This is a genomic window from Caldivirga maquilingensis IC-167 (genome assembly GCF_000018305.1).
Classification (GTDB): Archaea; Thermoproteota; Thermoprotei; order Thermoproteales; family Thermocladiaceae; genus Caldivirga; species Caldivirga maquilingensis.
Genome location: NC_009954.1, coordinates 1,635,286 through 1,657,786 on the forward strand (window position 1 = coordinate 1,635,286; position 22,501 = coordinate 1,657,786).

30 protein-coding genes are annotated in these 22,501 nt (G+C 42.0%); 18 read left to right on the forward strand and 12 right to left on the reverse strand.

All coding sequences use genetic code 11. The features are described from left to right. Positions 1-89 precede the first annotated feature (89 nt). Both CMAQ_RS10875 and CMAQ_RS08005 read left to right on the forward strand, forming a co-directional pair. Positions 90-581 (forward strand): hypothetical protein, encoded by a 492-nt coding sequence (locus tag CMAQ_RS10875; RefSeq protein WP_232203744.1) that lies wholly within the window; start codon positions 90-92, stop codon positions 579-581. Continuing rightward, positions 538-891 carry a HEPN domain-containing protein gene (locus CMAQ_RS08005; protein ID WP_012186598.1) on the forward strand — a complete coding sequence of 118 codons (354 nt, stop codon included), beginning with the start codon at positions 538-540 and terminating at the stop codon, positions 889-891. The genes CMAQ_RS10875 and CMAQ_RS08005 overlap by 44 nt, the downstream gene beginning before the upstream one ends. Positions 892-946: 55 nt before the next feature. Here CMAQ_RS08005 and CMAQ_RS08010 read toward each other — a convergent pair whose 3' ends face one another. Continuing rightward, the gene (locus CMAQ_RS08010) at positions 947-2,293 is read right to left on the reverse strand and encodes a TldD/PmbA family protein (protein WP_012186599.1); all 1,347 of its coding nucleotides are present in this window, start codon (positions 2,291-2,293) and stop codon (positions 947-949) included. Between the two features lie 59 nt (positions 2,294-2,352). After that, the gene (gatE, locus tag CMAQ_RS08015; protein WP_012186600.1) at positions 2,353-4,230 is read right to left on the reverse strand and encodes a Glu-tRNA(Gln) amidotransferase subunit GatE; all 1,878 of its coding nucleotides are present in this window, start codon (positions 4,228-4,230) and stop codon (positions 2,353-2,355) included. Between the two features lie 209 nt (positions 4,231-4,439). Here gatE and CMAQ_RS08020 point away from each other — a divergent pair, with 209 nt between their 5' ends. The 13 genes from CMAQ_RS08020 (at position 4,440) to CMAQ_RS08080 (ending at position 12,159) form a co-directional block, all read left to right on the forward strand. Beyond that, on the forward strand, positions 4,440-5,294 hold the full coding sequence (locus tag CMAQ_RS08020) for an ABC transporter ATP-binding protein (RefSeq protein WP_012186601.1): 855 nt from the start codon (positions 4,440-4,442) through the stop codon (positions 5,292-5,294). Then, complete coding sequence (locus tag CMAQ_RS08025; protein ID WP_232203745.1) at positions 5,281-6,021, forward strand: ABC transporter permease; 741 nt, start codon at positions 5,281-5,283, stop codon at positions 6,019-6,021. The genes CMAQ_RS08020 and CMAQ_RS08025 overlap by 14 nt, the downstream gene beginning before the upstream one ends. Positions 6,022-6,050: 29 nt before the next feature. After that, complete coding sequence (locus CMAQ_RS08030; protein WP_232203746.1) at positions 6,051-6,332, forward strand: ArsR/SmtB family transcription factor; 282 nt, start codon at positions 6,051-6,053, stop codon at positions 6,330-6,332. 2 nt (positions 6,333-6,334) lie between these two features. Then, on the forward strand, positions 6,335-6,670 hold the full coding sequence (locus tag CMAQ_RS08035; RefSeq protein WP_012186604.1) for a hypothetical protein: 336 nt from the start codon (positions 6,335-6,337) through the stop codon (positions 6,668-6,670). A 115-nt stretch (positions 6,671-6,785) separates the two neighbouring features. Further along, positions 6,786-7,301 carry a hypothetical protein gene (locus tag CMAQ_RS08040; RefSeq protein ID WP_012186606.1) on the forward strand — a complete coding sequence of 172 codons (516 nt, stop codon included), beginning with the start codon at positions 6,786-6,788 and terminating at the stop codon, positions 7,299-7,301. 8 nt (positions 7,302-7,309) lie between these two features. Beyond that, positions 7,310-7,696 (forward strand): HEPN domain-containing protein, encoded by a 387-nt coding sequence (locus CMAQ_RS08045; RefSeq protein WP_012186607.1) that lies wholly within the window; start codon positions 7,310-7,312, stop codon positions 7,694-7,696. Then, the gene (locus CMAQ_RS08050) at positions 7,689-8,003 is read left to right on the forward strand and encodes a nucleotidyltransferase domain-containing protein (protein WP_012186608.1); all 315 of its coding nucleotides are present in this window, start codon (positions 7,689-7,691) and stop codon (positions 8,001-8,003) included. The genes CMAQ_RS08045 and CMAQ_RS08050 overlap by 8 nt, the downstream gene beginning before the upstream one ends. A 269-nt stretch (positions 8,004-8,272) precedes the next feature. Continuing rightward, positions 8,273-8,884, forward strand: coding sequence for a phosphoribosyltransferase family protein (locus CMAQ_RS08055; protein WP_012186609.1), 612 nt, complete (start codon positions 8,273-8,275; stop codon positions 8,882-8,884). A 96-nt stretch (positions 8,885-8,980) separates the two neighbouring features. Continuing rightward, on the forward strand, positions 8,981-9,418 hold the full coding sequence (locus CMAQ_RS08060) for an SRPBCC family protein (protein ID WP_012186610.1): 438 nt from the start codon (positions 8,981-8,983) through the stop codon (positions 9,416-9,418). Positions 9,419-9,521: 103 nt separating this feature from the next. After that, on the forward strand, positions 9,522-10,313 hold the full coding sequence (locus tag CMAQ_RS08065; protein ID WP_012186611.1) for a metallophosphoesterase family protein: 792 nt from the start codon (positions 9,522-9,524) through the stop codon (positions 10,311-10,313). A 47-nt stretch (positions 10,314-10,360) separates the two neighbouring features. Beyond that, a complete protein-coding gene (locus CMAQ_RS08070; RefSeq protein WP_048063040.1) occupies positions 10,361-11,200 on the forward strand; it encodes an undecaprenyl-diphosphate phosphatase in 840 nt (279 codons plus the stop codon). A gap of 96 nt (positions 11,201-11,296) precedes the next feature. After that, positions 11,297-11,731, forward strand: a complete 435-nt coding sequence (locus tag CMAQ_RS08075; RefSeq protein ID WP_048063041.1) for a 30S ribosomal protein S9 — start codon at positions 11,297-11,299, stop codon at positions 11,729-11,731. A gap of 224 nt (positions 11,732-11,955) precedes the next feature. Further along, positions 11,956-12,159 (forward strand): DNA-directed RNA polymerase subunit N, encoded by a 204-nt coding sequence (locus tag CMAQ_RS08080; RefSeq protein WP_012186614.1) that lies wholly within the window; start codon positions 11,956-11,958, stop codon positions 12,157-12,159. 14 nt (positions 12,160-12,173) lie between these two features. Here CMAQ_RS08080 and CMAQ_RS08085 read toward each other — a convergent pair whose 3' ends face one another. Continuing rightward, the gene (locus tag CMAQ_RS08085) at positions 12,174-12,929 is read right to left on the reverse strand and encodes a hypothetical protein (protein ID WP_012186615.1); all 756 of its coding nucleotides are present in this window, start codon (positions 12,927-12,929) and stop codon (positions 12,174-12,176) included. A gap of 2 nt (positions 12,930-12,931) precedes the next feature. Next, the gene (locus tag CMAQ_RS08090) at positions 12,932-13,342 is read right to left on the reverse strand and encodes a hypothetical protein (protein ID WP_012186616.1); all 411 of its coding nucleotides are present in this window, start codon (positions 13,340-13,342) and stop codon (positions 12,932-12,934) included. Positions 13,343-13,531: 189 nt separating this feature from the next. Here CMAQ_RS08090 and CMAQ_RS08095 point away from each other — a divergent pair, with 189 nt between their 5' ends. Together CMAQ_RS08095 and truD are read left to right on the forward strand one after the other, a co-directional pair. Beyond that, positions 13,532-14,332 carry a hypothetical protein gene (locus CMAQ_RS08095; RefSeq protein WP_156769879.1) on the forward strand — a complete coding sequence of 267 codons (801 nt, stop codon included), beginning with the start codon at positions 13,532-13,534 and terminating at the stop codon, positions 14,330-14,332. Positions 14,333-14,346: 14 nt separating this feature from the next. Then, complete coding sequence (gene truD, locus CMAQ_RS08100; protein ID WP_012186618.1) at positions 14,347-15,678, forward strand: tRNA pseudouridine(13) synthase TruD; 1,332 nt, start codon at positions 14,347-14,349, stop codon at positions 15,676-15,678. Here truD and CMAQ_RS08105 read toward each other — a convergent pair. The 7 genes from CMAQ_RS08105 to CMAQ_RS08135 form a co-directional block, all read right to left on the reverse strand. Then, complete coding sequence (locus CMAQ_RS08105) at positions 15,675-16,535, reverse strand: S-methyl-5'-thioadenosine phosphorylase (protein WP_012186619.1); 861 nt, start codon at positions 16,533-16,535, stop codon at positions 15,675-15,677. The two genes, truD and CMAQ_RS08105, sit on opposite strands and share 4 nt — an antisense overlap. 36 nt (positions 16,536-16,571) lie before the next feature. Further along, positions 16,572-17,378, reverse strand: a complete 807-nt coding sequence (locus tag CMAQ_RS08110; RefSeq protein WP_232203747.1) for an aldo/keto reductase — start codon at positions 17,376-17,378, stop codon at positions 16,572-16,574. A 157-nt stretch (positions 17,379-17,535) separates the two neighbouring features. Continuing rightward, positions 17,536-18,417, reverse strand: a complete 882-nt coding sequence (locus CMAQ_RS08115) for a fumarate hydratase (RefSeq protein ID WP_012186621.1) — start codon at positions 18,415-18,417, stop codon at positions 17,536-17,538. A 130-nt stretch (positions 18,418-18,547) separates the two neighbouring features. Beyond that, positions 18,548-18,979: an archease gene (locus CMAQ_RS08120; RefSeq protein ID WP_012186622.1), complete on the reverse strand. Its 432-nt coding sequence runs from the start codon at positions 18,977-18,979 to the stop codon at positions 18,548-18,550. A gap of 44 nt (positions 18,980-19,023) precedes the next feature. After that, complete coding sequence (locus tag CMAQ_RS08125) at positions 19,024-19,356, reverse strand: DsrE family protein (RefSeq protein ID WP_048062766.1); 333 nt, start codon at positions 19,354-19,356, stop codon at positions 19,024-19,026. A gap of 162 nt (positions 19,357-19,518) precedes the next feature. Beyond that, a complete protein-coding gene (locus CMAQ_RS08130; protein WP_012186624.1) occupies positions 19,519-19,818 on the reverse strand; it encodes a hypothetical protein in 300 nt (99 codons plus the stop codon). 67 nt (positions 19,819-19,885) lie between these two features. Further along, positions 19,886-20,986 (reverse strand): hypothetical protein, encoded by a 1,101-nt coding sequence (locus CMAQ_RS08135; protein WP_048062767.1) that lies wholly within the window; start codon positions 20,984-20,986, stop codon positions 19,886-19,888. A 122-nt stretch (positions 20,987-21,108) separates the two neighbouring features. Between CMAQ_RS08135 and CMAQ_RS08140 the strand changes: the two genes are divergently transcribed. Beyond that, on the forward strand, positions 21,109-22,026 hold the full coding sequence (locus tag CMAQ_RS08140) for an agmatinase family protein (protein ID WP_012186626.1): 918 nt from the start codon (positions 21,109-21,111) through the stop codon (positions 22,024-22,026). Here CMAQ_RS08140 and CMAQ_RS08145 read toward each other — a convergent pair. Next, complete coding sequence (locus tag CMAQ_RS08145; RefSeq protein WP_012186627.1) at positions 22,016-22,462, reverse strand: hypothetical protein; 447 nt, start codon at positions 22,460-22,462, stop codon at positions 22,016-22,018. The genes CMAQ_RS08140 and CMAQ_RS08145 overlap by 11 nt on opposite strands. Between the last annotated feature and the right edge of the window lie 39 nt (positions 22,463-22,501).

The following is a 22,501-nucleotide window of genomic DNA, read 5'->3' on the forward strand; positions in this document are numbered from 1 at the left end:
CACTTGTAATTAACCTAAGAAGTGATTGGTGGCTTAGCCTCTATGAATTTACCAGAATCCTTCATCATAAACTCGGTGATTCACTAATCATGGTTATTGGATCACAGAACGGGGAACCAATACTTAATGATACGAATACTTTAGTAGTCGTCCGTAGCATTGATGATAATGTTAAATTAAGCGCCGCTGAAGCTGCATTGAAAGTTAATGATAAGTTTAAGAACACGATAAGTTACATGATAACGACTGAAGATGATAAGGAAACAATAAGTAAATTCATTCATATATCTCCTGAGGATTGGTCGGATTATGAAGATGCATTACGTGAATTCAAACAGTTACTTAAAGAGAATTTAGGGGATGAGCTTACTTCAATCATTGCACTACCTAAGGGTATCTTCATTAATGAAAGTAATGTACTCGTAATCGTTAATGAGATTAAAAATGATGTAAGACTTAAAGTTGCTAAGGCTGCATTAGAGGTTAATGATAAGTTTAAGAGCACTATAAGCTACATGATAGTAGATAAGGGAGACCATGACATCATATCCAAGTTTAGGGAAATCGGACAAGTTAATTAAGGAGGCGCAGTTGGATTTAGAGGTAGGAAATCTCAACAAATGTGCGTCTGCGAGTTACTTTTCAGTGACAAGAGCTGTGGAGAAGCTACTGGAGAGGGCACGTATGAACGTACCCAGGAGGGATGATGAGTTGGCTAATGTACTTAAGCACATGGGTTACACTGAAGAGGCTGTGTTAATGCTTTACTTATATGAGATGAGGAAGAGAGCTGATTATACTGATTACGAAATAACAATTAAGGAAGCACGTAAAGCCTTGGAGATAGCTATAAGATTAAGGAACCTAATTATACAAATCATGACGCAGTAATTGATAATGCCCGGTGCGTTTTTAATTCGAGATTTACCGATGGGTAAAAGGATTATTAACGTGACTCAAAGGACTTAGTTATATTAACCTTATCCACTAGGATATAGGGTACGGTTGATGGTACGTGCATATCCCACCAGAAGACTTGAGTCGGCTTACCTGTGGAGTCCATGTAATTATTAAGCAGTGTATTAAACCTATCACTAATCCTAACACCCTTTAGGACGTACTTAGGTTCCCCGTTCTCAATCAGTAAAACAACATCACGGCACACTGTTGAGAATATTCCCTCCCTAATGTTTTGGAACCTGGTGTACCAGTTATTTTGAACGAAGACTCCGTTACCTAATTCATTAAACATTGATTGCGGATCATCCTTAAGTGAACCAGGTCCTATGTGTAGGTGCCTTATTGACGGTGTTAACCAACCATGGGCGGCATTACCCGTTGACTTACCTGAAAGCTTACTCGCAGTCCTATTATTAGTTATGAAGGATGACAACACCCCATTCTTAACCAGGGTTACGTTACTTGTCTGATTACCCTCAAAGTCCACTGGCTCTGAGCCAACTCTTGATGGGTCAGCTGATAAGTCAATTAATGTTAACGGCTCTGAAGCCACCTTATTACCAATATCCTTTACACCCAGTGGGGATAGGTTGCGTAATACGTTGTATGCGTTCATCCAGCTATTGGATATTATACTGTATAAGTGACCCGCAACAAGTGGGCTCATAATAACCCTAAACCTACCCTCAACGCTTGTCTTAGGTAGTTTACTGGCTAATGATAGCATGAAGCCGACCCTTGAACCAAGGCCCTTGGCGTCAATGTCACTGAGCCTTCTTCCAGTTAAGGCATCCATTGATGATAACTCCGGGTCATTGTGAAAGGCCCTTATGGCTAGGTTAAAGAACGTCCCCTTCCAGTTTAGGTTTAACCCAGTGTGATCACTGTACATTGATTCACTCACACCGTATGTGAAGGCTCCAGCATTCCTCACCGAGCCCTCTGAGAGGCTTGCATCAATTGCCTCCTTAACCATGTCAATCACCTTCTCCTCAGCATCCTCAATACTTGAATCATAGGAGTCCCAGGTTGATACTGAGCCTTGATGCGTTACTGGAACGTACTCTGGGTCTTCATTTAACCTACTTATCACTGATAAGGCCTCATTAAGCTTAACCTTAATTGCGTCTTCACTTAGGTTGGATGTATGGAATGTGTAAATCCTCCTATCCTTAGTTAAGTAAACTGAGGCCCATTCATCAATCCAGTAATTGAAGACTGATGCCTCATTGTTAGCAATCCTCAGCATTCTCCATTTACTCACCCTAACCACTGCAACGGCTTCATTAAACCCTGTTTTCAAGGCTAATTTAACTATGGTTTCGGCGTCCATTAATTAGATGTTGTGGACTGGTTTTAAAGCATACCGTTGATCTTACTGGTTGCGTATCCCTAGGATTTCTGTTCACTGCTTAGGAATTCATTAATAGCCTTCTCAACATCACGTGAATCCACCCTACCCCTATAATCCCTCATTATGATGGACATTAACTTACCCTTATCCTTAACACCATTATTAATCAATGATTTAACTATTGAGGCGACCTCACTATACTGCATTCTCCATAAGCCCCCCTCATTAATAATATCCTCAACACCCCTCCTCCCACCCTCCTCCACGTACTTCTGAATAGTATCCTGAATAGCCTCCCTAGTTACCCTACCGTTAACGTAGAGTTCAAGGAGTTTATCAACAACTTGAATTATGTTGAGTTGCTCAATGTTCTTACCCATGCCTCCAATCATGTTAACGAATATTGACGCCACGAGGGTTGGGTTAACCTTATCCTCATACTTCTTAATCAACTCCTCAGCCTCAATGGAGTACTCGGATGATGCCAATTGCCTAGCCAACTCCCTGCTCATACCCATTGAGGTGTAGCGTTCAATCTGCTTATCTATGGGTTCAGGAACATACTTATCAGCCTTAGCCAGGAGCTCGAAGGTAATCCTAATGGGCCTAAGGTCAGTTTCAGGATACATTCTAGCTGCACCGGGTCTAGGCCTCATGAAGTACGTTGTACCATCCTCCTTAGCCGCCCTAGTCTCCTCAGGCACGCCGTCGAATGCCTCCTTAATCCTATCCACAATAACCTTAGCAGCCTCCTGTAGTTCAACACCCTGTGGACCCATTAGGAGTATGAATGAATCAACCCCAAGCCTACTAGCCACCGCCGCCACCTCCTCCTTACTTATCCCATACCCAGGTAACTCATCACTATGCATTAACCCACCCAATCTAGTCCAGGCCCTAACCCTATCAGCTAGCTCACTTCCGAATCTTCTTCCAGGTTGAAGTTCAAAGCCAAGTATCCCCCTTAACCCAGGGGCTTTAAGTGCAGCCACTATTCCCCCCTCGTTAATCGTTCTCTTAACTATACTTGACTTAGTTGATGAGAAAACACTTGTTACATCAATGAGGTCGGGTGTGTAGGATTCCCTTGATAAGCCCCTGTTGTTTAACTCATCCTTAATCTTAAGTAGGTTAACTTGCCTAAGGGCCTCATACTCAATAACCTTAGGTATTAGTGATAATTCCGGTACACCCTTAACCTCTGTTTTAGCCCCCTTGGCAATGGATATGTTTAAGTCCTGCCTAATAGCCCCAAGCCCCCTCTTAGTGCGCCTAGTGTTCATGATAGTCCTCCCTATTAACCAAGCAACCTCCATTATTGAATTAGGCGGGTACTCCATAGGTCCTGTGGAAACCTCAATTAAAGGTATACCTAACCTATCTAACCTATACACAGTCACGTCACCCTTATCCTCAATTCTCCTGGCTGCATCCTCCTCAAGGGATATTGTCCATATGGGTACCTTGTAGTTTAGGAATTCAGCTAAACCATCATGAGCAATAACCATGGTCCTTTGGAAACCCGACACATTGGATCCATCAATAACAACCTTCCTCATAACGTACACTTCATCAAACACCTTAGCGTTAAACACCTTTGAAACAGCTAAGGCTAGGAGCAGGGACTCCTCGTCAGGCTCATGGGGTGGCTCCTCATCCAACTCCACGAGGCAGGTAACGTCATTAAAACCCTCATACATCATAGTCTTCATCTTCCTGAACTCCCATAAGGCGGCTGGGTCAATGGAACTCAACTCACTCATTGCTGGTCTAAGCCTCCTAATTATCCTGAAATCCGGCTCAGTATTCTTCAACTCCGGTTTACAGTGGCAGAACAGTTTCCTCCCAGTATCCAATTGAATATGTATCTCTAAACCCACCTTAAGTCCAAGCGCCCTATAGTCAAGTTTAACCACAGGAAGCGGGTGATTAAGTATTTTTAACCTTCACCACAAGCATAACCTAATCCTTTAGCACTGGGCTTCATGAGGAGTAATAATGCATCGTTAAATGCTTATGATTTGAAGGCGAATCCTAATGCATTGAAGCAATACGTGTTGATGGTGACTTTAAAATCTTTATTATAGTGTAAAATTTAAAAACTAAACACTATCAGTTTTATCTGATGCAGAATTCAAACAATATAATAGTGGAGGTTAATGGACTATGGAAGGCATTCAATGATGTGATTGTTAATGAGGATATTAGTATTCATGTTGATGAAGGTGAAGTAGTATCCATACTGGGTCCAAATGGAGCTGGTAAAACCACACTACTTAGGCAAATCTACGGTGAATTAAGGCCTGATAAGGGTAGGGTCTTAATAATGGGTATGAATCCAGGTAAGGCTAAGGATAGGGGCATAATGAGTGTTGTCCCCCAGGAGGCTACACCATTTCAATTACTTAAGGTTACTGAGCATGTTGAGATGCTTGTTAGGCTTAGGGGTGTACCTAAGGGTATGGTTAAGCATTGTGTTAAGGAAGCTATTAATGCAGTTGGCCTAGGGGATTACGAGAATAAGCTCATTGATGAATTATCAGGAGGCATGAAGAGACTAGTCCTAGTGGCCTCAGCAATAGCCTGTGGACCAAGATTAATAATACTTGATGAACCAACCGTTGGTATTGATGCCCAGAATAGGAGGAGTATTTGGGACGCCATTAGGGGCGCCAGGGATAATGGATCAGCGATAATATTAACCACGCATTATGTTCATGAGACAGAGGAACTCAGTGATAGAGTCTACTTAATTAATAGGAGGATACTCATGGAGGGTTCACCAAGTGAACTTAGGAGGAGGCTACCTTGGGTTGAGGTCAGGGGCGATAATGGTGATAAGCCGATTAGGGTTAATTGGGATGAGGCAATTAATATAATTAATGAGTTAGTTAAGAGGAGGGTTAGGTTTGAGGTTAAGGAGCCTTCCCTTGAGGACGTTTTCATTGAGGTATTCGGTGGTGGTCGTGAGACTGAGTAACATCTATACTGTGACTAAGTACATTATGCTTAGTAGTAGGCATTGGATTTACGCATCATTAGCCTTCACATTAATGTTCCCAATCCTATGGCTCATACTACTTAGGGTTGTGGGTAATCCCCAGTACATGGGTTACTTCATAGTGGGTACTGTGGTTAACACGAGTTTCCTAGTACCATTCTTAGGTACATCTCAGGACATAGCCTACTTTAGGCGGGGATCAGCAATATACGCGCTCTTATTCTCCAATGGTGCAGACCACTGGGATATAGCGCTCGGCTACATTACCCAATTAATTGCATTAAACCTACCATCAGTGGTTTCACTCCTAATACTGTCAACGTTAATAATAGGTACAAGCTACGGTGTAGTACAGGTATTAGCCACAGTAGCCACCGCAGTATTCATATCACTCTCCTCAGCTCTACTAGGCTATGCATTAGCCATGGGAATCAGGAACTACAGGATTGTGAATCAGGCAGCCCAGGTAATTCCATGGCCACTACTCCTACTAGCCCCAGTCTACTATCCAATCACCATACTGCCCCCAGTACTGAGGTACGTTAGCCTAGCACTACCCACCACTTACATGGCTTTGGCTATTAATGGTTCACTAAGCCTTAACTCAATGGAGTTAATTAAGGGATTACTAGGGCTCTTAGCCTATTCCTCAGCGTCAATCTTAATAGCCAGGTACGCGGTAATTAGGGGTGAGGTGAATGGTTGAGTTTAAAAGTGAATTCCCCAGAGGACTTGGTGAGGATTGGGAGAGCCTTATCAAACCCCCTGAGGGTTCGGATACTGTTAATGCTAGTGAAGAATCCAACCTTCATACAGGATATTGCCCAAAGCCTACACATACCCTACGCCCTAGCTCACATGCATTTGAAAATACTGGAGGAGTCAGGCCTAATAGAGGGCTCCTACGTAGTGGAGGAGGAGCCGAGGCCCCATTTAAGGAAGGTGTACAGGGTGAGGGACTTCAGGTTAATAATAGACAAGCAGCTGCTAGAGCAATTGGCGGGTTCATCCAAGTGAGAATGCCCTACGCATCAATAGTGGTAATGCTCATTTCAGGCTTAGTAATAGGTGCAGGGGTTCCAGTGGCCTTATTCTACATGGCGTTTAAGGTTGGTTCATGGCCATTCCTCATAGCCGCAACAATACTAGGTGCCTTAGCCATATTCTGGGGAGCTGTAATAGCTATAGTTGCCTTCGTCCCAATACTGGATAGTATTGATAATCAGGTGAAGGTTATGAATGATCAGTTAAACACCTATAGGGCATTCATAAGGAGTCTACTTGAGGAACTTGATGACGTTAACACTGTGCTTAAGGAGATTAGGGATGATTTAAAGAAGGTGAGTGAGGCATGAGTGAACTTAAGTACGCCAATGCCAGTGATGAGGAGGTTATGGAGAAGATAAGGGAGAGAATTAGGGAGATGAAGCAGCTCCTCGGTGAAATAAGGGACATGCTTAAGGTGAGGTAATGGCTGAGAAATTCGATAAATACTATGACTACTTCAGCAGTATGCATGGGGGAATTAGGATTAGACCTAGGTCAATCAACCTAGGATTACTGAGGATTAACCTAGGTGGTGGATCACTAGTGGAGTTACGAACCGGAGGCAGGGGTATGGCTTCAAGGATTAATGCCACTGGGGTTATGGAGGGTGAGCATGTTGAATTAGTGAATCCACCTGAGGATGTTAGGGTTATTAGGGGTAGTTTTGTTAAGGTTCAGAATGGTGACTTAGAGGCTGTTGAGGGTGAGGAAGTAGTCCTATATAATGTTAATGTTAGTAGGGTTACTGGGAGGAGGGTAAAGATAATGAATAGTGACGTTAATCACATTGAGGCCGAGGATGCAACACTAATTAATACAGATGCTGGAGAAGTCATAGTATCACGTGGCGAATTCATAAACTGCGACATAGATACCCTTGAATACAGGGAATCATATAAAGTCGTAAATACTGATGTAAAGAACCTGAGGAAGGCTTAGGTGAATTCATGAGCAGTAGGGATGAGATTAATACGTTAATTCGAAGGGCAAGGGATTTCCTAGCCACAGCCAGGTACCAGTTCAATAATGGTATCTACGATTTAGCTGTCTTTAACCTAGAGCAGTCCCTGCAACTCTTCCTGAAGGCAAGAATACTGGAACATGGTGTTCAATACCCCCGCACCAATAGTATTAGGTATTTACTGAAATTCCTTCATGATATAGCTCATGATTACGAGAAGCCAATAATCAGTGGCATTCTTAGTAAATACCTCTTCGAGCTGGGTGTTCTCGAGGACGCGTATATAAATGCTCGTTACGTTCCTAGAGAGTACACTAGGGAGGAGGCTGAGGCCCTCATTAAGGTTGTGGAGGAGGTGATGAATAGTGTATGATTATTTAATTAATGAAGCGAAGAAAAGGCAGGAGATCTTCAGGAATCTAGACAAATACTTAAGAATCATTAAGGACACTGTTAAGGAATTGGATCAGGGGGCTGAGGTTTATTTATTCGGATCAGTGGCTGAGGGAACGTACACCTTATCCAGTGACATAGACGTATTAGTGGTAACTATGCTAAATCCAGGCATTGTACTTAAGAGGCTTTGGGAAGTGGGCATTAGGGATCCCTTTGAAGTACATGTACGGACACCAGATAAATTAAAATACTACAGTAGATTCAGTAAATTAATCAAGATGTAATATCATATTGACTACAACCAACCCATGAATCAGTACCTATGGCACATTTACGCAACTATTTGCTATTACCTCTAAGTAGTGAAGGGTAGGAAGACACTAATGGGGATCCCTTGCCATGACTAGAATCCATTGTTAAGGTCATTGGTTCAGTGCTTTAAGGGGATGCAATGAGATGATTTTTATAATTTAAATGATTGTTTAATAAATTTAATAATGATTACTTATCTTAAGGGTAAAATTTAATTAATCCCCAATAATGAGCATTCAGGATGCTGAATAGTAAACGTGTAGTTAAGTATAATGGTGAGGCAGCCTACAGCGTCACTGTAGCCGGGTTAAGGAGATTACTACCCATTATTGAAATTGGGGAAGTTACGATAAGTAATGGTAGATTCAAGGCTTACATAGCCTCAGACTCAGAGCTCGTGCTTGGTGACGTGGAATTCATAAATGCCGTATCAAGGGAATTAGCCAACTTAGTGAGGATACATAAACCTGAAGTTATAGTGACTCCGGAGGCTAAGGCAATAGCGTTAGCCTATGGGGTGTCTAGGGAATTAGGCATAGGTAGGTTCGTGGTTGCCCGCAAGAGTGTTAAGGCATACATGGGTAAGTATGTTCATGTTAAAGTTAACTCCATTACAACTAAGGGGGATCAATTCCTTGTTCTTGATTCATACGCCATGGGGTACGTTAGTAATAGGAACGTATGCATAGTGGATGATGTGGTGTCCACTGGAGGTACCATTAATGCCCTTGAGGAGTTAATGAGGATTAGTAATGCTCATGTAGTCTGTAAGGCTGCCATTTGGATTGAAGGACCATGGATTAATGATGAGGAGGTGCTGCATCTAGGCGAGTTACCAATCTTCATAGCTTAATGATGATTCATCGAATAACACATGGTGATCAACGGTGAATTAATTGTATTTTACGTAGCGAAACCTATTAATACCGTCCTAGGGTGATTGCGGATAATGATAAGGTTAACTATTGAAATGAACGCTAATGCACCGCCTGAGGCTATTTGGAGGATTATTAGTAATGTTCAGAATATGCCTAGGTACTGGTACCTGCATAGGGATGTGAAGGTTCTTGAGAAGGCTGGCTCATACTTAAGAGTATTAATTAACCTAGCATTACCGAGACCATTCAGTAAGGAAGAGGCCTTGGTTAGGGTATCTGGCCAAGAGTTGATGGTTATGTTTAACTTCATTAAGGGTCCTTTAAAGGGTAAGCACATAATTAAGGTTAATAACGGCAATGTGGTAAGCACATGGAGTGTTAATGCATCTCTACCATTATTAATCTTCAAGCCATGGATCATTCAACGCTTAAGGGATGCTACAGTTAACGCATTAGCAAGATTAATTAATGATGCAGTAAACCTAAGTTACCTCGAATACCAGCCATAAAGCCCTAAGAGTGGATAAGGGGTAATAGACTGAAGTCTCACACCTTAGTGACAGTAATCTTAGTGGCGCTAGCTTCTTAAACATACTCACTGAACCCTCATGAATGCCATTAACCCTAATATATGCAGCGGCTTCAGTAACCGCAGTGGTGATGATAATTTACACATTGATTAATAATTCACCATGGTTAATTAACCGTGAATTAAAAATTACTAGCATTAACCTAAACTCCAATTCAATTCTAGTGGTTTCAGACTTACATACTGATGCTAATTCAAGTGACTTAACCGTAATAAGTGAATTAACCAGGAGGAGTGAAATAGATGTCATTGTTATTGCAGGTGATTTATTCGACCGTAGAGTTAAGGTTAATGATAATGAATTAAGGGTACTGCTTCACCAAGCCACTCTAAGGCTGGGATTAATTAATACTAATGGTAGTGAATTAACCTTAATCTACGTGAGAAGTGAATCCTCACATGACCCAGGGATTAAGGGTGGTGAGTCTATTAAAATAGCTAAGTTCAGTAATGTACTAGTGGTAACAGTGCCTAGGATTATTAAGGTTAATTTCCCTAACTGCAGTAATGCAGTATACATAGCTCACGGTGATTACACTGTGAGTAATGGCTTATTAGCAGGCTTAATTAACATAATTCCCCTAACCCTACTTAAGCTACCTATTGTGGAATTAATAACTAGAAGGGTACTGAATGTTAATAATGGTGATTGGGTAATCATTGGGCACACTCATTTACCGGTAATAAGTAGTAGGTTTAAGGTTGCTAATCCTGGTTCATGGAAGGGCATCCTCTTCGTTAAGCCTTATAACGGGTACGTATTAATTAAATGCATTAATAGTAGGTTAGTTGCTAAGTTAGGTAGAGTGAACTGATTTGAGCAATCTTTATTAATGGCTAGTTTCATGGTGTTTCCATGAATCTGAACTACGTAATCAACGGTATTATTCTAGGTATTGTGCAGGGCATTAGCGAATGGTTACCCATAAGTAGTAAGACTCAAATAATGATGACATCAATATACGCACTGCACTTGTCATTTAACCAAGCCTACGCGCTTGGATTATTCCTTGAGGCCGGTACAGTACTGGCTGCTTTAATTTACTTTAGAAGGGAAGTATGGGGGATATTGAAGGCCCTCGTCCTTAGGGGAAGTAAGTATGATTACATGATGCTTAAGTACATTGTAGTCATAACCATTCTAACTGGATTAGTCGGTGTTCCACTTTACCTAACAATAGCTGACTCAATTAGGGGTATTGGTATTGGCTTACCCATGATTGCATTAGGCCTAATACTAATCGCTGACTCAATACTAATAGCGTTCTCAAGGCTCAGGTACATGCCTAGGAAGAGCTTGAGTGATTTAAGAATGTGGGAGGTTGCAGTAATAGGTGTGGTTCAGGGCATTGCTGCATTACCAGGGGTTAGTAGGTCTGGTGTAACGGTATCGGCGATGCTTCTACTAGGCCTTAACCCTGAGGATTCATTTAAATTATCCTTCATATCAATGATACCTGCAGCAATAGGAGCATCAATAGTCCCGGCACTATTAACGAAGCACTTATTCAGCACATTAATTACCGATGTCAACACCTACACTATTATTACCGCAATAGTGATTGCGGCATTAGTCAGCATTGTGTTAATAGATGCCTTAATTAAGTTCGCCAGGGGGAGGCATGTAGTAGTATTAACAGCATTACTGGGTGCCTTAGCCATATTAAGTGGTGTGTTAAGTATGGTAACTGGCTTAGGTTAACCGTGCCTTAACCTAAGCCATTAGTTTAAAGCTAAAGCTTATTAACACCTGGGGAATGACGGATGCGTGACTGAGGAGGAAAGCCGCATTAGGCCGATTCCATTCGTTGAGGTTCAGGAGGTTAATGGACAGAGGGTGGTTATAGCTACGGGTAAAAGGAAGACTGCCGTGGCTAGGGCTGTAATTAGGCCTGGTTCAGGTGTTGTTAAGGTTAATGGTGTTCCATTAACCATATGGCCCATGGAGGTTGCCAGGCTTAAGATGATGGAGCCGCTTGCGCTTGCTGGAAGAGACATTGTTAATAAGGTTGATATTGACGTAACTGTGAGCGGTGGTGGATTCATGGGTCAAGCATCAGCCGTGAGGATGGCTATAGCAAGGGGGCTTGCGGCTTACTTCCAAAGCAAGGAATTACTTAACCTATACATGCTGTATGACTCAACAATGATTAAGGGAGATGAGAGGAGGACAGAACCCAAGAAGCCTGGCTTAAAGCATGCTAGAAGCAAGAGGCAGAAGGCGTATAGATAACCATCCCCATTCTAAGGGGGAATCCTACACTAATGCCTTATTACTCGCATTGGTGAGGGCTTAAACCCTTAGACTAATGCGCCTTTAATCATAATTAATGAGGCTTCATTTTTAATCATTAATCTAAATTAACGATTCCATAATCCAACACCTAATGGTTAATGCATGGTAAATTTAGTTACTAAGGGCAAAGATTTATTAAGGTATCAGTACCGCATCAGTGGATGATAGTCCCAATTAGGTGTTGGACCTGTGGAAGACCACTAGGTCACTTATGGGAACCTTTTAGAAATAGGGTGCTTGCCGGGGAGGATCCAGGGAAGGTGCTTGATGACCTGCATGTAACCAGGTACTGCTGTAGAAGAACACTACTTGCACACGTGGAGTTAATAAACCAAGTACTGCCATATGGCTTAATTGAGAAGTAGAGAAGACCCTCAATTCATTTACTTAACCTAAGCACCGTAACACCATCACTTACATCAAGGTACGCCGCCCCAGCCATTATCAGTTTATTAACTTCACTTATCGGAATCCCTGAATCAAGCAATGCCCTTAGGGGAATTTCCCTACTACCTCCCATTAATTCCTTAATACTAAGGGGGATGTAATCGCCCTCACTTCCCCTACTCCACTCCACTGGTATTCTAATGTTTAATTTACCTTTACCTTGAAAAACATGATCAAACGGTGAGACTTGATTCCCTTCAGGCGCTATTGTTGTGTAGACGTTAATGCTAATGCCCCTTAACTTAAGGTAGAGTAATAGATCCTTAAGCCTAAACCACCTATCGCTATACACCTCGTATATTATTTCCTTACCTATAATCCTCATTACCGGTAACGCAATTAATAACCCTAAGATAGTGGAAACAGGCTCCAATGGTGGTATTGGTATAGTGAAGCATGGTCCCTTCAATAAGCCGGGTGGTTGAGTATCAATAAGCCTTAAAGCCGGGCATATAAGCCCCTCGCATTCACTAATAAAATTACCCACATTACTTACATTACTGGGTTTAATAATGAAGCCATACTCCATTGCTAACCTGGTTATCACTAACTCATCCTCATCATTGAGGGGTAGGTTTAAGCCCATTATACTGCAGTTTGAACCATACCGCCATGTAACCATGCCTTTAATAATGGGTACTGTTGATGGTAGAACTAGGAGGTTTAATTGACCAATGCTGCTCCTCATTATTAATCATTCACCACACTACTGTAATACCCGCTACTTGTCCTTACTATAACGTAGTAGGCGTACACGCACCCAACCCCCTCTGCATCCACTATTAATTGATCACCACCCTTCAGTACAATGGGCTTAGTTAAGTTAATCGGTAAGCCGTTTACGTATGCGCCAGTTACCGTGCATGTAACTTGGTTACCATCCTGGTTAGTGAAGTTAACGCCGAGTACTGTCACTGAACCTAGGCCCATGTTCTTTATGGTGGCTTGAATCATGCTTGGGGTTACTTCACCTGCACTTACAAGTAATTGACTATACGTACTCATGCTATTTGATACGAAAACCCACAGTATTGCAGCCACTATTACGGATAAGACAACCCCTATTATGGTCCAGACTATGTTACTTAACCCACTACTCATAGGGTAGTTACAGTTAACTGGGCGTTAACTAGTGCGTAAATAGGGTAACGGTAATTGCCTCATTCCCCTACTTAACCTCAACCTAAACTTAACCAATGCTAATCAATGGTAATGATATGCCTGGGTAATTACGGTCTATGCATTGCGTTACTAGGTTCATCCCTAAACATAATTTATGGTTACGTATTAATGAGTTGGGGGAACGCCATGATTAGGAGGATTGGGGAAACCCACATATTTGATACACTGCTGGGCTTCTCAATGTACATAATTGCATTATTGATACTAATTAATCAACAACACTTAATGGAAATGATTCTGAATGGTTTAAACCTAAGGGTTGAATACATCACTCAGCATATTAAGGTTACTCAATGTTCACTCACATCCTATGGAAACTGCGTAACCGTGGGGGAGGCAATTAAGAAACCCATAATCGACCCTGGGTCAGCATCATTGGCGTTCAGTAATATGGCTAATGCCTTAATTAACTCATTAACTCAACTATATGTTGCCGAGGTGACGTTAACTGTTCTCCCCTTTGTATCACCAGTGGGCTATTACTTGAATGACATATCAAGGTACTTCACCTGGCAGGCTGAGTGGGCATTGGTTAACACTTACATGCTCTACTACCTATCCACAATAGCTGGTTACGCAATGCAGTTAACAGCTCTTGGGGCTAGTTTAATCCCAATTAGGCAGGTTAGGTGGATTGGCGGCTTCCTCTTCTCAATGGGTCTAGTAACCCCGATTTACGTTGTCACTATGGCTAATTGGTTGGTTAGCCAGGGGTTGGTTATTTCAATTAACCCATCATTAATTAATGATGTTAAGGGCATAATATCCCTTGGAACAAACCTGTTTAGCCTAGGTAGTAGGCTTGAGGAATTTAACGTAATGGTTGACGTATCAATGGCAATATACTCATCGATACTCTACGGCTTAAGTAGGCTGCTTGGGGAGGTTGGTTTATTAATAAATGTTTAGGACGCAGTCTGAAGATGCCTAAGCCAACTGAGGCTCCCTTGGATCTGCAAGTAGGTATGGAGTACTACATAACCGACTGCGGTGGAGTTGGGGGTAGGTTAAGGAGTAGTTATGAGGATTTCATTGTTGAGGAAGTTTTAATCGATGGGATGGTTATATCATTAAAGGCTCCAGTGAATATTAAGCCTAAGCCCGGTCCATACACTTGGATTATTATTGAGAAGAGGGGGATTGATACAATTAGCCTAGTGGTTACGCTTAGTAGGAGGCTTGGCGTTAAGCTTAGTGACGTATCGTATGGTGGATTAAAGGATACTAAGGCAGTGGCTACTCAAGTAATATCAATTAAGGGTATTACACCAATGCAATTAGAGGGCTTAGACCTAGGTCCTAGGGTTAGGGTGGTGGCTTCATTCTCAATGGATAAGCCCTTCACACCCAGTGAAATATGGGGGAATCAATTCACCATAGTGATCAGGGGCATTACTGGTGATGAATCAGTATTTAATTGTGTCATTGAGCAGGTCATGGAGAGGGGGTTACCATCATACTATGGTTACCAGAGGTTTGGTTTAAGGAGACCTAACTCACATATAATAGGTAAATTAATCATAATGGGTGACTTCGAGAAGGCTGTCGAGGAATTGGTTGCTAAACCATACCCCTATGAGGATGATACCATTAGGAAGGCTAGGGAATTAGCGGGAATGGGTGAGTACTCTAAGGCCCTTGAGTTACTACCAAGGAGCATTAGGTATCTTCCTGAGAGGCTTGTGCTTAAGCAATTATTAATGGACCCGGGAAACTACATGAATGCTTTAAGTAAATTACCGGTGAATTTACTTAAACTATACGTTGAGGCTTATCAATCCTACCTCTTCAATAAGGCTTTAAGCGCCAGGATAGGGAGGGGTATTAGTATAAATAGGGCCGTTGATGGTGACTTAATAGTCCTCCTTGATGAACACGGGTTACCCACTGGTAATGTTATTAAGGCTGAGGGTTCAATGGTTGATAAGGTTAATTCAATAATAAGTAAGGGTAGGGCAACGGTGGTTGGGCACCTTGTGGGTTACAGGAGTAGGTTTAATAATGGTGTTCAGGGTGAGATTGAATTAAGCGTACTTAAGGCTGAGGGCATTGAGCCAAGTGACTTTAAGGTAAGTGGCATGCCTAAATTAGCCACTGGGGGTGGTGTTAGGTGGCTCAGCATTAAGCCGATTATACACTCAATATCAGTAAATGGAAGCAACGCTAAATTAATCTTTAAACTACCTAAGGGTAATTACGCAACAACCCTGCTTAGGGAATTCATTAAACCTAATAGGCCTGAATTAGATTTCTAGACGCAGGCATTTTTAAGCGTCTCCTGGCACTTAAGGTGAACATCCTTAGGTATCCTAGGTATTACCTCAGTCATAACCCTCTTAGCTAAATCAAGCTTCTCACCCATGGTCTTCTCCACAAGCTCAGCGGTAACTGGCTGGTGGGGGACCCATATATCGTAGTCAGTTATTACGGCTAATAAGGCGTAACACATGCCTAATTCCCTAGCCAGATTAACCTCAGGTACAAGGGTCATGCCTATTATATCGCATCCATAAACATCCCTCCATATTCTCGACTCAGCCTTAGTACTGAACCTCGGCCCCTCAATGCATACGTAGCATCCTGAATCATGGGTCTTATTATACTTTGAAGCAGACTCAATGATTAGTCTCCTTAAATCATTACTGAATGGTTCAAGGCCTATTTGAACATGACAAACCCTGGGTCCATCATAGAACGTGTACTCCCTGTTCTTAGTCATGTCCACGAATTGGTCAGGAACCACGAAGTCACCTGGTGCGTAATCCTGCCTTAAACTACCCACGGCACTTATAGATAATATAACCCTAGCCCCCAGGGCCTTAAGAGCCCATATATTAGCCCTATAGGGTATTTTATGAGGTGGGTACCTATGCCCACGACCATGCCTAGGCAGGAAGGCAACCCACTCACCCTTAACTCTACCTATTATCACATTATCACTGGGTAAGCCATATGGGGTATGCAACTGAACCTCCACAGGCTCCTCAAATATACCTGGGTCATATAGCCCTGAACCACCTATTACCGCAACGTAGGGTTTACCTACACCAAGCTCACTCTCACTAACTTCACCTGAGGATATGCCTTCACCAGATATCTTAATTAGCCTCATTACTCAATGTTTACTGTTAAGGTTTTAAGTATTACTTCAAGTTATTGGGTATGCTTGTTCTAGTTGTTTTTGGTCTTCTTGGTTTATTCTCCATCCTAATGCCCCTAGGTTCTCCCTTAAATGCTCCTCCCTTGTTGCCTTTGGTATCGCCACTGTGTTTGGTTTGCTTATTAACCAGTTTAACGCCACTTGTGCCGGTGTTTTACCGTACTTATCGGCTATGGTCTTTAACACACTGTAGCCTGGGTTACTTGGGTTTAGTAGGTTACCGGTGCCCAGTGGGCTGTAGGCTATTATGGCTATATTCTCCTTAACGGCTATTGGCATTAAATCCCTCTCAATGAACCTATCCGTTAAATTATACTTAACCTCATCAGCAACAATCTCATACTTCTTAGCAGCACTCATAGCCTCCATTAAGGCGGTTGAATCAAAATTACTAACACCCATGAACCTAATTAAACCATCATCAATAAGCCTCTCAAAAGCCCTAATAGTCTCAGCAATAGGCACCTCACGACTAGGCCAGTGGAGGAGGTATAGGTCAATGAAAGTACCAAGCCTACCAACACTAGCCCTAGCACTCCTCAAAACATCATTAAAAGAAGCATGAGTAGGCCAAACCTTACTAATAATAAACAAATCATCACGAGAAAAACCAGAAACAGCACTACCAATAATCTCCTCAGAGCATCCTCCACCGTACATTTCAGCAGTATCAAACATCCTGTAGCCTAATTCAATAGCTCGCCTTATGAGTGCAACCCACTCGGCTTTACGTGAGCAATCTGGGGTCCAGTAGCCTCCCCCGATTCCCCATGTTCCAAGTCCTATTACAGGCATTTTTAAATCACCCCTAAAGGTCTTATACTCCATTTCCATGCTTATCGGTTCGGTAATTGGCTTAATAACACTTACCGTTACTTAACCTCCAGTGGAACAGTTTACTATTGGCATATGATAATCTTTACATTAATCATAGATATTATACTTATGTAAACTACTGAGGCTTAACCTCGTATTTACCATCAGGGTAAACCACAGCCCTGGCCCTCCTTGTCGCCCAACATGAGAAAACTATACCTACGGCGAAGGTGGCTGGGTGCCTATAAGCGTACTCAATGTGAACGTCAAGCGCTGTAACAACACCCCCCGTACCGTGGGCGCCAATACCTAGTTTATTAACGGCGCTTAGTAGGGCATCCTCCAGTTTAGCTACTTCAGGATTACTATTCCTTGAACCAACCGGCCTTAATACAGCAGCCTTCTTAGCTAACTTAGCCGCCACATCCATTGATGGACCAATCCCAACCCCAACTATCACTGGTGGGCAGGGCATGGGTCCAGCATCAACCACTGCGTCAAGGACAAGCCTAGGTAACTTCTCCCATGCATTACCAGGTGGTATTACAAAAGCCTTACTGGGTAATTCAGTACCACCACCCTTGGGTGTGTATATCATTTCAAGGTAATTACCGTCAAAGAGCTCAACATCAAAGACCGGTACACCTAAGCCAGTGTTATCACCACTATTCCTCTCACTAACTGGGTCAACTGTATTAGACCTAAGTGGTAACTCCTTAGTAACCTCCCTAACAGCCTCAGTAAGTATCTTAAATAATCCACTCCTAATTGGGAACCCATCACCAAGCCTTATGAAGAACGTGGGGACACCGGTATCCTGGCATACGGCTGCATTATACTTCTCCGCTAGGTTAATGTTCTCTAATATTGCATTTAACTGAACCTTACTTGGTTCATGAACCTCAATGTTAAGTGAATTCTTAATGGCGTTCTTAACGTCGAGGGCCGGGGAGACGCTTGCCATTTTAACTATAGTCTTAGCAGCCTCCTTAATGGAGTCCTCTAATTTACCCTGCATAATGCATTATGTTTACCTAGTGTTAATAAGGATTTCCTTATTGACAATCACTTAAGTTATAGTGAAACCATGGTAAGTGTTTAATCAGCCTCATATCCTTAAGCATTAATTAAGCTGACTATGTATGCCTCTAAATATCCACTACGAACTGCACCTTGAATTCCCCATTAATCCTTTCGATACTCATCATGTTGTAGGTCATTGCCTTAACAATAGTACCCTTGAAGCCATGCTTCCCCACATCATAATGCTCCCCCATTAATATCGCCTTAATTTTAGGCTTATCTTCATTAAGTTCACTAATAATTATGTTGCCAATAGCCATCTTTCTACCGTCAAACCAGTAAATAACCTCATCTATCCAATTAAAGAGTAATTGCTCTAAGTCATCACCGTAAACCTCCACATCAACCTTATCAATGGGATTAACCCTCGATGTATCATACATAATGTTCAAGACCCCTAGGGCAGCGTTCTTAAAGGCCTCAGGCAGGGATTGACCATACGCTATGACGAGTATATCCGCCGTATGGTCACCGTACTCAAACGCAGGATGCTTCATTAAGCTATGTGATTGAAGCGAGCTTAAAATACTTTAATCCATGCCTAGAAAGTTAAGACCTGGTACCCATTATTAACATAGTAAGCTAACCTCTCCCCCGCAGGTTTTAAGTCCAGTTTAAGCTTTAGTAGGCTTGAATCAATACCCTTACCCTTAGCGTAGTTCACGCAGGCGGAATCAACACTACCGCTCTTAAGTAAGGCGTCGAAATCATCCTTAGCCTGTCCCTCAAGGTTAAGGAGCCTTTCCTGGCTTGGACCAAAGAATATTACCTTCAAGTCCTCAAACCGCTTATTAGCCACCGAGGCTGCAGCCATCCTTAATGCTAGGTCCATTTTCTGATCCCCACTCATTATTAGGAATAAGACCTTAACCATGTTTCTCACCCTTATTTTAAACAACTTAAATACCCTTCTCTTAAGTGAATAAATCCTGAAATTAACTTTTAAAACATGTCCCACTGGATTACAGTGGTGATGAGACTTCACCCCACGTGAAGCCATGATGAGTAACTCCAATCCTGATAATGCACTCACTAATCATTTAGAGGCTAGGAAACCAATTATGAAACCCACTAGGAATATTATTATCATTATTGGTCCTAAACTAAGTAGTAACGCCGAGAGGAATGCAGCAGTCCCTATGGAGAATCCTATCACCTTAACTAACGCTGATATACCGCTTGGTGACACTATGCCAAGTAGCATTATGAATAATACCACCACTGCTATTACTATGGCTGCTACAATTAATTTCCTCACAAGGAATCCAGCAATGAGACCTATTACGAATACTATTAATACTGATACCGCTGCATTAAGTAGTGAAACTCCAATCATTACTTAACCTAGTGTATATGCATTTATAAGCGTTTCCACGGTAGAATTAATATTAATGCAGTTAATCCTAATCTTTAGTTGTTATTAGCATAAACTTAAGTGTCTTATTAAATGACACCGCATTACTCATGGTTACTTCAATATTAGGGTTAGGTACACATACTAGTGTTAATGAATCATAGGTTAACGTTAACCTAATAGAGTTCCTAAACCTGTGAAAGCTTAATACTTGACATAACCTAGCCATTAATGTTAAGTTACCTGGCTTAACATCATAGGTAATTAACTTCTCTCTACCTAATCCTCCAATTATTGTCATTAACCTGGACTTAACCTCATTGATATAGGCCTTAACCCTATCTGCAGCCTCATTAAACTTACCCATTATTATACTGTTAAGTAGCTTAAAGTCTATTAAAGGTACTTGAAGCCCATCATCCCTAGTCACTGAATTCCATAGGAGGGATTCAATTGTAAGGTAGGCTAATGCTGCATTTAAATTCGCAACATAGGGGGTATTCATGAGTAGGTAATCAACGTATGAACCCATGAAACCTCTCCTTAAATTAACATTAACTAAGGACTCCATTAACCCCTCAGGACTCTTTAAATCAAGTTCCCTCTCATCAAGGATTATTGGCCATAGGCTTAATGAAAGGGAATCAGCAGGGTCATTACTTAGGTTAAGCGGTAGTGGGGAGTCCTTAACCTTAATTAAACCATCATTAATCATTGCGCTTAATAAATCCACAGTACCTGGACCATACTCATCAATTGCTAAGCCAACCATGTATATTAAGTACAGTATCCTCGATGTCCTAGGCCAATTACTTAATGGTCCTATTAAGGTTGGGTCAATTAACTGCATTGACTGCGACTCCGCAACATGATTCATGCTTATTATATTACCCCCCTGAGGCGCCTGCTGGGTATTATTCTCAAGGCCTATTAACACTGCTGATTCATAGCTCTGGGTTAATTTAATGACCCTATTCTCATTAATTGAACCAGCGAAGGTTAAGTGGGTTTCTAAACCAAGATTATACCTAATTAGGAGTATTGCTAAGGCTAGTATTACGTTGTAGGTTAATGGAGAGGTTACAATAAGCAGTGGTTTATCCATCCTAATTATTGGTTCAATAACGGCTAAACTCCTATAATTCCTCACAACAGTAATTCGTAAGAACCCTTTTAATACACTCACTCACGCTACGTAATAACTTAATTACCATGAAGCCCTCAGGGTGAAGTCCGCGGTAACTACATAAACCCTGAACCCTAGCCTTAACAATGCTGCATGTTCATGAACCAGTTAACCCAATGTTCGGCGTCAGTAAGGGTAACGGTAGAATAATGATGCTTGGAGTACCCATGGAGGATACGTTGAGTTTCAAACCTGGGACAAGGTTTGCCCCCATGGTTCTGAGGCAGGTGACGCCTTACCTTGAGGCAACCCCAACGGAGTGGCTTGGGTATGAGCCTTTAAGTGAATTAAATGACTTAGGTGATGTTAGTCTTCATCAGGGTGATGTTGAGTTTAACCTAAGTAGAATAAGGAGTATTACAAGTGAATTACTTGGTAAAGGACTCTTAATTAATATAGGTGGGGAGCACACAATATCACTAGCTGTAGCTAGGGCTATTAGAGATAAGTTCAATGAACTGGGAGTCTTCATTCAATTCGACGCTCACCTAGACCTCAGGGGCGAGTGGCCTATGGGCCAGGGGTTAAGTCACGCAACCTTTGCCAGGATACTGAACAATGAGGTTAAGCCAAGTCTTTACGTTAATCTAGGCTTCAGGGGATTTGATGAAGAAGAGTTAAGCTATGCTAGGGGGTTAAATAGCGTGCTACTAGACTCAGTGGAGTTATCGGCAGTAAGCTATACTCAATTACGTGACTTGCTTAGGATCATTAATGATACCCATGGTCCAATTCACCTATCAATAGACATTGATGTATTCGACCCATCAGTAGCCCCAGGCGTGGGTAATCCAGAGGCAGGGGGTGTGGGTTACATGACTATTTATAAAGCCCTTGAAGTCGCAATGCCACTAATTGCTGAGAGACTAGTGGCTATTGATATTGTTGAGTATTCACCACCCAATGATGTAAGCAATATAACTGCATCACTTGTTGCTAAACTCATAGTTGACTTAATGAACCTTTACCTATGGGGTATTAATTGTAGGCGGGTTAGAAGTTAATTTCCCCAAAGCCGCTTAAGTCACTTGTGGCCTTCTCCGATAAAACATCATTACTAACCCATATACTGTACCTTAATTTAACTGTGTAAACCAATGCACCGGATTCCTCTGTTGGTGTTAATGGTATTTCCCCATTAATGTCAGCATGACCCTTCTCAACACCATTCTTAAGTAGACTCCACTTCATTGAGACAATTAACTTATCCCCACTCCGCTCAACACTCCACTTCCTCTCCCCGGGTTGTAAATCATAGGTGTTTGAATACTCCTTAACCATATTAGTGAATGAACCCCCCTCACCAAGTGGTTGAGTTAAACCAGCCTCCCTAGGCCACCTCTCCAGTCTCCTTAACCTAGCCTCCTCTGGGGTATCTTTACTGAACCTTACAGGTACCTCAACCTCAGTTTCGTAAACCACCGTGTAGTCTGATGACATAGCTGCTGTGCTTAAGCTGGGTTAATTAATATTTCACTG